Source organism: Caldisericota bacterium, assembly GCA_034717215.1.
In the GTDB taxonomy this organism is placed as follows: domain Bacteria; phylum Caldisericota; class Caldisericia; order Caldisericales; family Caldisericaceae; genus UBA646.
Genome location: JAYELD010000024.1, coordinates 1 through 14,140 on the forward strand (window position 1 = coordinate 1; position 14,140 = coordinate 14,140).

Annotated in this window: 15 protein-coding genes and 6 tRNA genes; 18 read left to right on the top strand and 3 right to left on the bottom strand. The window is 38.7% G+C overall.

Annotated elements, in window-relative coordinates; translation table 11 throughout:
- Nucleotides 1–26 precede the first annotated feature (26 nt).
- Nucleotides 27–1,097, top strand: coding sequence for an endonuclease/exonuclease/phosphatase family protein (locus U9Q18_01245; protein MEA3312986.1), 1,071 nt, complete (start codon nt 27–29; stop codon nt 1,095–1,097).
- On the opposite strand, the gene udk is transcribed toward U9Q18_01245, so the two are convergent.
- The gene (gene udk / locus U9Q18_01250; protein MEA3312987.1) at nt 1,094–1,747 is read right to left on the bottom strand and encodes a uridine kinase; all 654 of its coding nucleotides are present in this window, start codon (nt 1,745–1,747) and stop codon (nt 1,094–1,096) included. The genes U9Q18_01245 and udk overlap by 4 nt on opposite strands.
- Before the next feature lie 101 nt (nt 1,748–1,848).
- Between udk and U9Q18_01255 the strand changes: the two genes are divergently transcribed.
- From U9Q18_01255 to U9Q18_01330, 16 genes are all read left to right on the top strand, one after another.
- A complete protein-coding gene (locus tag U9Q18_01255; GenBank protein ID MEA3312988.1) occupies nt 1,849–3,225 on the top strand; it encodes an aminopeptidase in 1,377 nt (458 codons plus the stop codon).
- Complete coding sequence (locus tag U9Q18_01260; GenBank protein ID MEA3312989.1) at nt 3,222–4,175, top strand: hypothetical protein; 954 nt, start codon at nt 3,222–3,224, stop codon at nt 4,173–4,175. The genes U9Q18_01255 and U9Q18_01260 overlap by 4 nt, the downstream gene beginning before the upstream one ends.
- Nucleotides 4,176–4,266: 91 nt before the next feature.
- Entirely contained in the window at nt 4,267–4,614 is a 348-nt protein-coding gene (gene rpsF / locus U9Q18_01265) for a 30S ribosomal protein S6 (GenBank protein MEA3312990.1), read from the top strand.
- Nucleotides 4,598–5,002: a single-stranded DNA-binding protein gene (locus U9Q18_01270; protein ID MEA3312991.1), complete on the top strand. Its 405-nt coding sequence runs from the start codon at nt 4,598–4,600 to the stop codon at nt 5,000–5,002. Before rpsF ends, U9Q18_01270 begins: the two co-directional genes overlap by 17 nt.
- A 12-nt stretch (nt 5,003–5,014) precedes the next feature.
- The gene (rpsR, locus tag U9Q18_01275) at nt 5,015–5,269 is read left to right on the top strand and encodes a 30S ribosomal protein S18 (protein MEA3312992.1); all 255 of its coding nucleotides are present in this window, start codon (nt 5,015–5,017) and stop codon (nt 5,267–5,269) included.
- On the top strand, nt 5,266–5,712 hold the full coding sequence (gene rplI, locus U9Q18_01280; GenBank protein ID MEA3312993.1) for a 50S ribosomal protein L9: 447 nt from the start codon (nt 5,266–5,268) through the stop codon (nt 5,710–5,712). Before rpsR ends, rplI begins: the two co-directional genes overlap by 4 nt.
- 5 nt (nt 5,713–5,717) lie before the next feature.
- Complete coding sequence (dnaB, locus tag U9Q18_01285) at nt 5,718–7,058, top strand: replicative DNA helicase (GenBank protein MEA3312994.1); 1,341 nt, start codon at nt 5,718–5,720, stop codon at nt 7,056–7,058.
- Nucleotides 7,059–7,091: 33 nt separating this feature from the next.
- Nucleotides 7,092–7,167 (top strand) — tRNA-Lys (locus tag U9Q18_01290).
- A 2-nt stretch (nt 7,168–7,169) separates the two neighbouring features.
- Nucleotides 7,170–7,244: transfer RNA gene (locus U9Q18_01295), tRNA-Glu, on the top strand.
- Between the two features lie 2 nt (nt 7,245–7,246).
- Nucleotides 7,247–7,321: transfer RNA gene (locus U9Q18_01300), tRNA-Val, on the top strand.
- A 48-nt stretch (nt 7,322–7,369) separates the two neighbouring features.
- A tRNA-Asp gene (locus U9Q18_01305) sits at nt 7,370–7,445 on the top strand.
- A 7-nt stretch (nt 7,446–7,452) separates the two neighbouring features.
- Nucleotides 7,453–7,527: transfer RNA gene (locus tag U9Q18_01310), tRNA-Gly, on the top strand.
- 20 nt (nt 7,528–7,547) lie between these two features.
- Nucleotides 7,548–7,623, top strand: a tRNA-Thr gene (locus U9Q18_01315).
- A 25-nt stretch (nt 7,624–7,648) separates the two neighbouring features.
- Complete coding sequence (locus tag U9Q18_01320; GenBank protein ID MEA3312995.1) at nt 7,649–9,649, top strand: sodium-translocating pyrophosphatase; 2,001 nt, start codon at nt 7,649–7,651, stop codon at nt 9,647–9,649.
- Nucleotide 9,650: 1 nt separating this feature from the next.
- Entirely contained in the window at nt 9,651–10,613 is a 963-nt protein-coding gene (locus U9Q18_01325) for an LCP family protein (GenBank protein ID MEA3312996.1), read from the top strand.
- The gene (locus U9Q18_01330; protein MEA3312997.1) at nt 10,594–11,181 is read left to right on the top strand and encodes a molybdopterin-dependent oxidoreductase; all 588 of its coding nucleotides are present in this window, start codon (nt 10,594–10,596) and stop codon (nt 11,179–11,181) included. Before U9Q18_01325 ends, U9Q18_01330 begins: the two co-directional genes overlap by 20 nt.
- Before the next feature lie 33 nt (nt 11,182–11,214).
- On the opposite strand, the gene U9Q18_01335 is transcribed toward U9Q18_01330, so the two are convergent.
- Both U9Q18_01335 and U9Q18_01340 read right to left on the bottom strand, forming a co-directional pair.
- Nucleotides 11,215–12,201 (bottom strand): SDR family oxidoreductase, encoded by a 987-nt coding sequence (locus U9Q18_01335; GenBank protein MEA3312998.1) that lies wholly within the window; start codon nt 12,199–12,201, stop codon nt 11,215–11,217.
- A gap of 3 nt (nt 12,202–12,204) precedes the next feature.
- On the bottom strand, nt 12,205–12,771 hold the full coding sequence (locus U9Q18_01340; protein ID MEA3312999.1) for a TetR/AcrR family transcriptional regulator: 567 nt from the start codon (nt 12,769–12,771) through the stop codon (nt 12,205–12,207).
- Between the two features lie 671 nt (nt 12,772–13,442).
- Between U9Q18_01340 and U9Q18_01345 the strand changes: the two genes are divergently transcribed.
- The coding region (locus U9Q18_01345; GenBank protein ID MEA3313000.1) for an MFS transporter at nt 13,443–14,140 on the top strand (698 nt) is incomplete at its 3' end.

Here is a 14,140-nt window from a genome sequence, read left to right on the forward strand (position 1 = left end):
CAACTGAAAAGAAGGAGGAAGGTGATATGAAGAAAATTATTAGATTTATTATTAAAATGATTCTTGTGCTGATCATTATATTCGGGGGATTTCTTTTATACTCTACAGTGACGGAGTACAAACCAGCTGAAGTGGAGAACAGCGTTGTGCTAAGCAGAGGTGAAAATTCATTACCTATTCTTCCTGAATTTTCTGTACTTACCTGGAATATAGGATATGCTTCGCTGGGCAAAGAGGCGGATTTTTTTATGGATGGTGGAAACCAGTCACGAGCGGCATCTAAAGAAGTTGTTGAAAAACACCTTAAAAATATAATCAACAGAGTACAATCGTATAATGCAGATTTTATCTTTATTCAAGAAGTTGATGAAAAGGCATTTAGAAGTTACAGTGTTCCTGAGCTAGATGTGTTTGTTGGCAATTTTCCGGACTATTCAATTGATTATGTGCAGAATTATGCTGTATTCTGGGTACCTCTTCCATTAACACACCAGATGGGTGGTGTCAAAGCTGGGATGATCACTCTTTCTAAGAGCGCCCCTCTTGTTTCTGAGCGTTATTCTCTTCCTGGGAGTTATTCATGGCCTACTTCTATATTTCAGCTCGACAGGTGTGTAATAGTTAATCGCTATCAGATGAGCGAAATAGGAAAAGAACTTGTTTTAGTTAACATCCATCTTTCTGCTTTTGATAAAGGCGGTTTTATTCGTGGGCAGCAGCTTGATTTTTTGAAAACGATGATGCTTAAAGAATATAACCAGGGAAACTATGTTATTGTGGGTGGCGACTGGAATAATATTATGACTCCAGATTTTTCATTTGGCACTTATACTACTAGTGAAGAAGATCTTTGGGCATACCAACAGCTTCCGTCTGATTGGACGCCGGCTGGATGGGAATGGGGATATGATGTAACTGCTCCTACGAACAGATCAAATGAGAAACCGTATGTCGAAGGAGAAAATTTTACTACTAATATTGATGCATTTATTGTTTCCCCGAATTTGGAAATAGAAGAAGTGCGGGGTGAAAATTTGGATTTTGTTGATAGCGACCACAATCCTGTTTTAATAAAGGTAAAGGCAAAAAAACCTTAATTTTTCTTTTTATTATATTCTTTAAGAAGCGACTTAATTTTTGATATTATTATGTCCATTGCAATTTTATTGTGGCCTCCACGCGGTATGATGAGGTCGGCAAATCTTTTTGTTGGTTCTACAAATTGAATATGCATCGGGCGCACCGTAGTTAAATACTGATTTGTTACAGATTCAAGAGTCCTTTCTCTTTCCAACACATCTCTTTGTATGCGTCGTATTATGCGTACATCAGGATCGGCATCAACGAAAATTTTGATATCAAACATATTTCTTAGCTCTTCATCGTAAAAGAGGAGTATTCCCTCCACGATAACTATTGGAGTTGGACAGAGGTGTATCTTTGCTTCTGTTCTTTTGTACATATCGAACGAATATACAGGGGTCTCTATGCACTTGCCTTTTTTCAATGTTCTTAGTTGTTTCTTTAAAAGTTCTAAATCAAAGGCATTCGGGTGGTCATAATTGATTTTTTTTCTTTGTGTTAGGGAAAGTTCCGGAAAATCTTTGTAGTATGAATCCATTGTAGTAATTGCAGCTTTTTCTTTTCCAAAGCTTTTTTGAATTATTTCTGAAATGGTGGTTTTTCCAGACCCGGTGCCTCCGGCGACTCCAATAAATTTAGGCCAACTTGTTTTTTGAGCTTTCAATTTTTCAGTACTCCTTTTAGCAGTATTTTTACTGTTCAGATAAATTTTATTGAGAATTGATTTTTATGCAAATTGTTTTTATAATCTATCGGAGGTGAATTGTGGATATTGAATATAAAACAAAAAATGCTTGGAATAAGTTAAACAAAAAAGAAGTTATGGATTTTTCAGAGCAGTACAGGCAGTTTGTCACTGCTTGCAAGACAGAGCGGGAAACTGTAGAATTTGTACAGGAACAGGCCGTTAAGCGTGGCTACGTCGATCTATTTTCCGACGAATACAAGGGAGGAGATTTTTTAGCGATAAATGACAATAAAAACATCCTACTCTTTAAAGAAGGCAAAGCTCCGGTAGAGAACGGAATCAATTTTGTTGTTGCTCATATTGACTCCCCGCGCATTGATGTCAAGCAGAACCCTTTGTATGAAGGCGCTGATATAGCTATGTTTAAAACTCATTACTACGGCGGAATAAAAAAGTATCAATGGGTTACAGTGCCACTTGCCTTACATGGCATAATCATCTTAAAGAGCGGAGAAAAACTTTCTGTCTCAATTGGCGAATCAGCAGAGGATCCTGTATTTATGATTTCGGATCTGCTTCCTCACCTGGCCAGGAAACAGATGGAAAAGCCCATTAAAGAGGCAATAGTTGGCGAAGCACTTGACCCGGTTGTTGGAAGTATTCCTGTTGAAGATGAGAAAGAAAAAAGCAGGATAAAAAAATATATCCTAAACCTACTTCACGACAAATATGGGATTGTTGAAGAGGATTTTGTTTCCTCGGAGCTTACATTTGTTCCGGCAGGGTCAGCGCGAGATGTAGGGTTTGATAATAGTCTTTTAATGGGGTACGGGCATGATGATAAAATATGCGCGTACACTGCCTATTGCGGTTTGTTCGATTCAGACAATCTGGGTAAATCTGCAATGGTGCTTCTTATGGATAAGGAAGAAACCGGCAGCGACGGCGTTACCGGATCTCAAAGCGATTTCCTCGAATATGTGATTGAAAAATATATAAAAATGAAAGGGATAAAGGATTTATCTGCAAGAGATGTGCTCCACCACTCTTTTTCTCTATCGGCTGATGTGAATGCAGCGGTTGACCCTCTTTATAAGGACGTTTTTGAAGAGCAGAATGCGGCAATGGTTGGACATGGAATCGTTATGACAAAATATACAGGTTCTGGTGGAAAATACAGCTCGAGTGATGCATCTGCCGAGCTTGTGTACCTTGTGAGAAATTTATTCAACCAATGCGATATTCCCTGGCAGATAGGAGAATTGGGTAAAGTGGATATTGGAGGCGGCGGCACAATTGCCAAATATATGGCAAAACGTGGCATAGCAACAGTTGATGCAGGGCCTCCTTTACTTTCAATGCACGCTCCATTTGAGCTTGCCTCGAAGGCAGATATTTATTCCTCTTATCTTGCGTATAAAGCTTTTTTGGAAAAATTCACATCTAAGAAATGAAAAAAGGAATCTCTCTTATAGGGTTTAGCATTATATTTGGCACTCTTTTGGGATGGGGAGAGGAAGCAATTCCTCTTCTCAACTTAGGTGAATGGAATATCATTGATATTCCATTTGCTGCCCTTCTGTTTTCTCTTTTTCTTGTGCTTTTGTTTATTTCTCTTTCTAAAAATTTTATTGTTGGTATCACTACGACAGTATTGTATGTAGCATCTTTCTTGGGCATTAAACTATTTCTTCGTTTTCACACTGCTTACTCTTTATTTTCGCAGGATAGGATTATTTTTTTAGTGATACTACTATTTTTTTCTGTTGTATCTATTGTTTTTTTGAGTGTTGGACGAGATTATATCGAACGACATGCTAAGGAAATTTCAGGAGTAACAGGAAAAGCCAGAATTGATCTGGCGTTTCCTGTTATATTTTTTCTTTTTGCGCTTCTCATATCCAGTATGACTGTAGTTTTAGAGGGAAATGCCATCTTGGAACTCCCTCTTTTCTTAAATTTTCTTACAGTAGTTGTCATATTAGCTTCTTTGCTTACTATATTTTCATTTAACGAGATATCCGGATTTTTTATTGGATTTTTTTCTATCTCTATTTATTTTTTGTTGAGCAGATTTGTAAATAACGGTTTTGATGTACAAAACATTATGGTTTTTGAAAGGGTGTTTTTTTCCATTGTTCTGCTGTATTCTACAGTTTTTGGATTATTTACGCTGCTTCTTGGGCGAAGCAGCAGGATTTTTCTTTTCTCTATTTTGTGCAAAAGAGCGATTCAACAGGAAAATGCAATTGTTCTTCCTTCTGTTGAAGAAGAGCTGCACAATACAGAAGAAATTGTAGAGAAAGAAGAAGTTGAAAGGGAAGAAACCGTTGATTCTACTCAAGAATCTCCTTTATCTTCCGAGAAAGACAACAAGAAAAATAAAAATTCATCTGCAACTTGATTAAAATAGAAAAAGAAATATAATTCTTACTGTTAAATAACTCTTTCTTTGTTGAAAAAACAAAGCAAAAGACCAAAAGGAGGTATAATAAATGGGTTATTACGAAATGCTTTACATTCTATCTACTTCACTTTCAGACGAAGAAACTGAAGAAATGATAGGCAAAATCAACGAATTCATTCAAAGTAAAGACGGCAGAGTTCTCGATGAGAAGAGGTGGGGTAAAAGAAACCTTGCTTATCCCATTGCGAAAAACGACACAGGTTATTATGTTTTGTCTCACGTGGAAATCCCAGCAGCTTCTGTGAGTGATATTAAACACATGGTGAAGATGAATGAAAATTTTCTTCGTGTTATGATTATCAAAAAGGAACGCCCTGTTATAAAGGAAAGTTCCATCGAGAAGGAGGCAGAAAAAGAGAATGACGGATCTGAATAGAATTTTTCTTACAGGCAGACTTGTAGCTGATCCTGATGTGAAATATACTCCTTCAGGAGCTCAAATAGCTAAATTCCGTATTGCCGTGAATAGGTCGTACAGAAAAAAAGATTCAAATGAATGGATTCAAGAATCTTTTTTTGTAACCATAGTGACGTGGAACAAACTCGCTGAAAGAGTAGAAAAAAGCTTCAAGAAAGGCGATTTGGTTATTGTTGAAGGAAGATTAAATATTAGAAGCTATGAAGCTGAAGGCGTAAAGAAATGGGTTACTGATATTACTGCGAATAATGTTTCATTTTTGCCGAGGAATAGGCCTAGGGACGATGTAAAAGAAAATCATAAAGAAGTGTCCGGTGATTCGGATATCGAAGTACCTTTTTCATAAGAGGAGGATTAAATGGATAATACAAAAAGAGTAAGAAGAAAAAAGACAGCTTTTTATAAACCGAAAAAAAGAGCTTGCATGTTTTGCGTAAAACACATCGACGATATTGATTATAAAGATGTTGCTATGCTTTCAAAATTCATAAGTGATAAAGGGAAAATACTCCCACGAAGGGCCACAGGTGTATGTGCAAAACATCAGAGGCAGTTAGCGATAGCCATTAAACGGGCGAGAGAAATGGCTCTTATTTCTTATCTAAAGAGATGAAAACTAAAGTAATTCTTCTAAAAGATATAAAAGGTGTAGGCAAAACAAACAGCGTAATCTCTGTATCAAGGGGCTATGCTGCTAATTATCTTGTACCCCATGGATTAGCCAAAATTGTGTCTTCTCAATATGCTGAAAAAATGGTTGGTAAAATTAAAGTCAATGAAGAAACTCGAAAAAAGAGAGCAGAAGAAGAGAAAAAAATTCTTGAAAGTAAACAAATCGTTTTTGTGGCAAAAGCAGGAGAAGGGGACAAGTTGTTTGGCTCTGTCACTTCAGCTGAAATAAGAGATAAAATTAAGAAAGTTTTTGACCTTGATATCGACAAAAAGAAAATTGTTTTAGACGAACATATCAAAAAACTTGGCAGTTACAAAGTTACTGTGAAGCTGTACAAAACTGTTCAGGCAGAGCTTGATGTATTAATCGAAAAAGAAACTTAGCAATCATGGCGCAGAACGACAAGAATCTTCGACTTCCTCCATATAATATTGAAGCAGAACAGTCCATAATTGGGTCAATTCTTATAGATAGAGACGCAGTTTTTAAAGTTATCAGTATGGTTGATCCCGAAGATTTTTATCGAGACGAGCACAGATGGATTGTAAAGGCAACTTATAACCTTGCGCTTGCTGAAAAACCCATAGACATTGTTTCTGTCGCAGATAATTTAAAGAGTATGGATAAATTGGATTTTGTCGGGGGAGTCGCATATCTTGCTCGCCTTGCTGATGCTGTGCCAAACTCCGCAAATGTGGATTACTATGCTAAAATTGTAAAAGACAAATCCATTATGCGTCAGCTCATAAGCGCTGGCAGTGAAATTTCAGAGCTTGGTTTTGACGAATCTAATGATGTAGATACGCTTATTGATAGCGCTGAGAAAAAGATTTTTTCTCTTTCGGAAAAAAGGATTAAAACTTATTTTGTCCAGTTAAAAGATTTCTTAGGGAATAGTTTCGAAGCGATAGAGCGTCGCTATAAACTAAAAACCGGATTTTCTGGGCTTCCATCTGGATTCCCAACGTTAGATAAGATAACAGGTGGATTTCAGCCATCTGATCTTATTATTATCGCAGCAAGACCCAGTCTCGGAAAAACATCTCTTTCAACAAATATTTCCGAGTATCTTGCTGGGAAAGAAAAGAAAGGCGTTGCTATATTCAGCCTTGAAATGGCAAAGGAGCAGCTTGTTGAAAGGATGCTTTGTTCAGCTGCCAAAGTGGATATGCAAAGGCTGAAAACAGGATACCTCAGAGATGAAGATTGGAGCAGGCTTACGGATGCATACGGTAGTTTGTATGAAGCTCCCATTTTTATTGATGACAGCCCTGATATTTCCCTTGTAGAGATAAAAGCAAAGGCGAGAAGATTAAAGATTGAAAGCAATATAAGTCTTATTATTGTTGATTATCTTCAGTTAATTCGAAGCAAAGGAAGAGTTGAAAATAGAGTAATAGAAATTTCTAACATAACAAGAGGTTTAAAGAATCTTGCGAGAGAATTAACCATTCCGGTAATTGTGCTTTCTCAGCTGAGTAGGGCAGTAGACAAGAGAGATAGCAGCCGGCCTATACTTTCAGATTTGAGAGAATCTGGATCTATAGAGCAAGATGCTGATGTTGTTATGTTTCTCTATCGGCCTGATACGGAGAGAAGAGACGAGATAGATCTGTCAGTGGCTAAGCAGAGGAATGGACCTACGGGGAGAGTTCGGTTATTATTTCTGAGCGAGTATACTAGATTTGTTGAGGTAACGAGCGAGGAGAAGCAGTTAGCGGGCTCTTGACATAAAGCTAATAATTCGTATATTATAGACCGTGGGCCGTTAGCTCAGCAGGTAGAGCATCTGCCTTTTAAGCAGAGGGTCACAGGTTCGAATCCTGTACGGCTCACCAATGCCCCCGTGGTCTAGCGGTTAGGACATCGCCCTTTCAAGGCGGCGGCAGGAGTTCGACTCTCCTCGGGGGCACCAATGGGCGGATGGCTCAGTGGTAGAGCACTTCCTTCACACGGAAGGGGTCACAGGTTCGAATCCTGTTTCGCCCACCAGAAGTATATATTGCAAACTAGGTAATTTTTTATATAATTATATTAAGCGGGGTCGTAGTGTAGCGGTTAACATGCTGGCCTGTCACGCCGGAGATCGTGGGTTCGAATCCCATCGATCCCGCCAATTTCGAGCGGGAGTAGCTCAGAGGTAGAGCACTGCCTTGCCAAGGCAGCTGTCGCGGGTTCAAGTCCCGTCTTCCGCTCCATTTTTATTTTGCAGGTTGAGGCCGGCGTAGCTCAACTGGTAGAGCAGCTGATCCGTAATCAGCAGGTTGTCTGTTCAAGTCAGATCGCCGGCTCCAGATATAAGGATTTAAGGAGGAGAGGATGGAGAGTTTTGGTATTGTAATCATTTCTGGCATTTTATCGTTAATTGTTGCTCTTTTTCTTGCTATGTCGGTTATGAAAAAAAGTCCTGGCAATCCACTGATGATAAAAATCTCTGCTGCCATTCAAAAAGGTGCCTCTACGTTTTTAATTGAAGAGTATAAGACAATGGCCGTATGGGTTTTAGTTTTTGCAGTTGTTATCGGATTTATCATATCCTGGTATGTTGCTCTTAGCTTTGTGATAGGCACGATACTTTCTGTAACTGCTGGTTTTCTTGGCATGACCATTGCAACTCGTGCCAATGGAAGAACTGCTCATGCTGCTCGTTCAAGCATGGGAGATGCTCTCCGTATTGCATTTTCTGGAGGATCTGTAATGGGGCTTACCGTTACCGGGTTGGGTATTTTAGGTTCGGTATTAATATATCTATTTTCTCTGCGTTTCCTTTCTTCTATTATTAGCCCTCTCATTGTTGTTGTAGGATATTCAATGGGAGCAAGTTTTGTAGCGTTATTTGCTCGTGTAGGAGGTGGAATTTACACCAAGGCTGCCGATGTTGGAGCTGATCTTGTAGGGAAAGTGGAAGCAGGGATTCCCGAAGATGATCCACGAAATCCAGCAGTAATTGCAGATAATGTGGGAGACAATGTTGGAGATGTTGCAGGTATGGGAGCAGATTTGTATGAATCTTATGTTGGTTCGATTCTAAGCGGAATGATATTAGGAAGTCTTGCTTTTGGAATAAATGGAATAAAATTTGTGTATCTTATCGCAGGATACGGGATCTTTTCTTCTCTTATCGGGGTGCTCTTTGTTCTTGCTACTTCGAGAGGCAAAATAAGCCCTCAAAGGGCTTTAAACTCAGGCACCCTTGTAGCCAATATAATTGCTGTACTATTTGCCTTTTATCTTTCTAAGACTGTGCTTCAAAGCACTGGTGCTTTTATTGCCGTGCTTGCAGGGCTTGTTGTTGGTCTTGCCATTGGTTTTGTTACCCAATATTATACAAGTGGAAAACCGGTCAGAGTTATTGCCAAAGCTTCTTCAGAGGGCGGTGCCGCTACGACAATTCTTTCGGGAATGGCAGTCGGCTTGCAAAGTACTTTCCTCCCGCTTATTTTCATTGCAGTCGGAGTTGTCGTTTCTTATATGGCTGTAGGTATTTTTGGAATTGCCCTTGCAGGAATCGGCATGCTGACTACGCTGGGAATAAGCTTAAGCGTTGATGCATATGGACCGATTGCTGATAACGCCGGAGGAATTGCCGAAATGTCAGGACTCCCTGAAGAAGTGAGAGAAAGAACTGACGTGCTGGATGCTCTAGGCAATACTACTGCTGCCATGGGCAAGGGATTTGCTATTGGCTCAGCCGCGCTTACAGCACTGGCTCTTTTTTCTTCTTATGCAAAATCCGTTGACCTAAGTAGTTTGTCTCTTCTTTCCCCGTATGTTATAGCGGGAGCGTTAATTGGAAGCGCTTTACCTTTTCTTTTCGCTTCATTTTCTATTATGGCAGTGAGCGATACAGCCAGTCTTATGGTGCAGGAAGTAAGACGCCAGTTTCATTCAATACCGGGTTTGATACTTGGGAAAGCAGACCCCGATTACAAAAGTTGTGTTGCTATAAGTACGAGAGGGGCATTGAAAAATATGATAAGACCATCGCTTATTGCTATTATTGCTCCCTTTGCGACATTCTTTATATTTGGAAGTTACGGCAAAGAGGCACTTGGTGGACTACTTGCGGGTGCTCTTATCGGCGGTGTCTTGCTTGCTATTTATATGGCTAACGCAGGCGCAAGCTGGGATAATGCCAAGAAATTTATAGAGCAGGGAAATTTTGGAGGAAAAGGTTCAGAAGCGCACAGAGCTTCTGTGGTAGGAGATACGGTTGGAGATCCGTTGAAAGATACTGCCGGTCCATCTTTAAATATATTGATAAAGCTGATGTCAACTATATCTCTTTTATTTGGGCCTTTTCTTGTAAGGTTCTTATAATATGAAGAAATTTGTAAAGATGACGGGTGTGTGGCTTATTGTCATATGTGTTGTCATTGTTGGCGTTTATATTTTGAATACCTTGCGGAGCATAGGCAATATCAATACTAATCCTGACGGAACAACCGTAGAGATTCCAATGGATCTTACTAAAAATATAAATATTCTTGTTCTGGGAACAGACCAGAGGGACATGGAAGAAGCTGCTCGCTCAGACGTTATTATGGTTGTTAACATTAACCCCAAAACTAGAAAAGCTAGTTTGTTTTCTATACCTCGTGATACCCGAGTGTTTATTCCCGGGCATGGGTACGACAAAATCAATTCCGCTTATAATTTTTTATATATTAAAGATGGAGGCCCCGAACTTACTATAAAGGTTGTGGAAAATCTTCTGGGATTGGATGAAGGAGATATTCCGTATTTTTCCGTTGTAAATTTTGAAGGATTTATAAAAGTTATCGATGCGCTGGGTGGAGTGGATATCTCTGTGGAGGAACCAATGCATTATCATTCTATGCGCGGTGATGTAATTATCGACATTGAGCCTGGACTGCAACATTTTGACGGTGAAAAAGCACTTGACTATGTCAGATTCCGTCATGATCAATACGGAGATTATACGGAAAGCGAATACGATGGTTTATTGCATGGAAGGGTAATAAGACAGCAAAAGCTTGTGCAGGCACTCATAGAGCAGAGCAAAAGCTGGAATACGATATGGCGGCTTCCGACCATTGCAGAGACAGTGGGAGATGCTGTTTATACTAACATCACTATTTCACAGATTACAAAAATTGCACTGATCTTTAAAAACATCTCTAGCGATGATTTTAACATAATTCCTTTTAACGGTGGCAGAGACGAGTTTATTGAAGAGCGATGGTATATCGTTCCCGATTACGATAAACTCAAAGAAATAGGAAGGGAATATTTCTCAACTAATGGACAAAACGGCGAGTAAACATACAAAAAGCTTTAAGATACCACCAGGGCAAAAACCAATATCTCAGTTGCCTCCGATATCTGCTTTAGAAGTGCCGGATATTGAGATAAATAAGTATCGCTTGAAAATATACGGGCTTGTCGATAAAGAAAAAGTTTTTACATATCAGGAAATTTTGGATTTACCCTCTATCACAAAGCAATTTGACATTCACTGTGTTGATAAATGGAGCTATACGGGGCTTGTTTTTGAAGGAGTTTTGCCGAAAGAATTATTTAAAGATGTGACGATTAAAAGCAATGCAAAGTTTGTCGTTGTGCATACGGTTGAAGGCTATACCACAGAACTTCCTCTCGATTTTTTTCTCAGTGACGATACACTGCTTGCGTACAAGTCAGATGGTAAGCCACTTGATATAGTTCATGGATATCCTTTCCGTCTTGTTGTAAATGGCAAATACGCATACAAAGATCCAAAGTGGGTTTCAGCATTTGAAGTAGTGGAAGAAGATATCCCGGGATACTGGGAGAAGAAAGGGTACAACCACTCGGCAGATGTTTTTAAGGAAGAGCGCTTTACAAAATAAAATTTTTGTTTAGGAGTTTCTTTCTGTAAAGTATCAAAAATTAATTTTCTCCATTTTCTTAAACCATAGTACTGCATCTTTTATACTTTCTTTTGATGGGCGGGCAGTGTATCCCAGTTTCTCTTGCGCTTTTTTGCTGCTTATCAACGAATTTGATCCAAGCACCTTTATTGAATATGAGGTAAATAATGGTTTTGTATGCGTAATGCTGTAATAGATTGGCATAATAGGTGTAGTAACTGTTGCAAGAAGGTAAGGTACTTTAAATGAAGGCGCCTTTACTCCGGTGAATTCTTCCAGCATCTTCAGTAGTGAATAAACTGAGATTCTTTCCCCTGAGAGAATATAACTTTCTCCCCTTTTTCCCTTTTCTGCGGCAAGAATGTGTCCTTTTGCAACATCACGGACATCCACAAAATCGTATGCACCATCTATATATGCCTTAAGTTTTTTGTGGGCAAAGTCCAGTATCAAATGCCCCATTTCAGAAATCTTATAATCATAAGGGCCGGTGATTCCCGTCGGGCACAGTATCACTGCATCAAGACCTTTTTCAATTCCTTTCAAAATTTCTCGAGTGGCCAATGCTTTGGATTTTGCATAGTCTCCTTTTACTTCATTCGGGTCAAAAGGGAATGATTCATCTATCATTGTACCTTTGGGCGGCTCGGCGATAGCGTGAACCGAGCTTGTATAAACCAGCCGCTTAACGCCTGTTTTTAAGCATGCATTTACCACGTTGCGCGTGCCTATCACGTTAACCTCATTCATCAGCTTTTCTTTTCCTTTGGAAATTGCGACAACGCCAGCCATGTGATAAACGATATCCGCCCCTGTAAATGCTTTGACAAGAGAATTGATATCTCTCACATCCCCTGTTACTTGCTCTATGTTTAAGTTTTTTATTAGTGCAGTATCTTCGGATGGAAGAATAATGGCTCTCACATTTTCTTTGTTCTTAACGAGTTCTCTTGCGAGGTTATTTCCTAAATGTCCTGTTGCTCCGACAATAACAATCATTTTTTAGCTTCCTCCTTTTGCGTTCAATCCGTACCAGATTTTTTTACTAAGTTTTTTGATTGACGGTGTTTTACCCTGCATTCCAACATCTATCCAGAACGCAAGAGTAGTGCCCCATATCAGCGTTATGTCTTCTTCGTTGCAACTCCCTTTCAGTGAAATGATAAAAAATTTTAAAGCTTCCTTTATTTTTTGATCTATTGATTCGCTGAGCGTCTTTCTTGAATCTATTGGTGCAAACCCTGCTTCTCTTAGGGAAATGATAATGCTCGGGGTGTATGTCTTAGCAAGTGAAAGATTAGTACGAAAAAATTCTTCCAACGCCTCAAGTGGATTATCTTTTTCTTTTATGTTGTTTTCAAGTTCATTCTTTATTGAATCGATTACCGTGTTTACAATTTCTTTGAGGAGCTCTTCCTTTGAGCTAAAGTAAGTATAGAAATTGCCTTTTGAAATGCCTGAAAGGTCTGTAATTTCAGCAACTGATGTTCCGTTAAATCCTTTTCTTAAGAAAAGGATTAATGCAGATTCTATTATTTTCTTTCTTCTATCTACTTTCTTTTTTCTCATTTTTCGCCTCTTACGACTGACCGTTCAGTCAGTTTTAATTATACTATATCTCAATAAATTCTCCTGTCAAGAGTTATGTCTTTGATCTCTTTTCGCTGACGAAAGTAAACCGCTCGACCAAAACGGTTAAAATGGTGTCTGGCACAAAATTAACCGTTTTTTTGTCTTTTAATAGGAGTTTTGGGGAAATGTGTTCCTTCAAAATAAACAGAGACCCTGAAATAAAGCTTGGCATGCATTGCGCCAAGTCCTGCGAAAGCAGGTAAAGCCATCTCTGCCTTAACAACTAACAATTGTTTTAAAGAAATAATAAATGGAAAGAGAAATTTTACTATGAGACTGCTTCGTCATTATATTCCTCGCAGAGACAGAAGAGAATTACCCTGCAACTGCTCTTTTCCTTGGTATGCATTACGCCAAGTGAATCCCGTCTTCGTCATTACGTTTTTTTGTCACTCCGGGCTCGATCCGGAATCTTGTTTTTGCTTTTATCTTTTGTTTTCTTTGTGTTTGCTTTTATGCTTTTTATTGAAAGTAATTTTGTCGACCCACTGATGAAAAATAGGATTGTGTTTTTATAATTTGCTCTAATGGTTTTGGATTGAATAAAATTTGTGATACAATAAACGCAGTTTTAATCTGAATTACAGAAATTATTAAAGGGAGACGGTATGAAAAGGCCAACAGGTTTTAAAGGTTTTTCAATAATGTCTATCGGGCAGGTTATATCACTGATTGGATCCAGTATGACCCAGTTTGGCATAGGAATCTGGATATGGCAGACAACAGGAAATGCAACACCTTTTAGTATAGTTGCATCACTTTTTTTCATACCCAACCTGATTTTTTCTCCGTTTGCAGGCGCACTGGTTGATAGATGGCCAAAAAAGAAAGCATTAATACTTCCGGATTTGGCAGCAGGAATAATAACAATATTAACTTTAATTCTATTTAAAACAAATAATCTTACTTTATGGTTTCTTTACATTGCGTCTTTTGTTTCTGGCATCTTTAACGCATTCCAGTGGCCCGCTTACTCTGTAACAATAAGCATTATGCTTAAAAAAGAAGAATACGGCAGGGCAAATGGCCTGTTTTCTCTGACAGAGTCTGGACCAATGGTCGTAGCGCCGATAGTTGCGGGGGCTCTACTTCCAATAATCAGACTTGATGGGATTATGATAATAGATATTATTACTTTTATTTTTGCGGTTGGAGCAATTTTATGGGTTATTATACCGGATATTCGTAAAGAGGTGACCGAAAAAGTTAATTTATTTAAGGATGCAATTTTTGGCTTTCTGTATATTTTCAAAAGGAAACCTCTGCTTTATTTACTTCTCATATTTTTAGGTGTAAACTTTTTTAG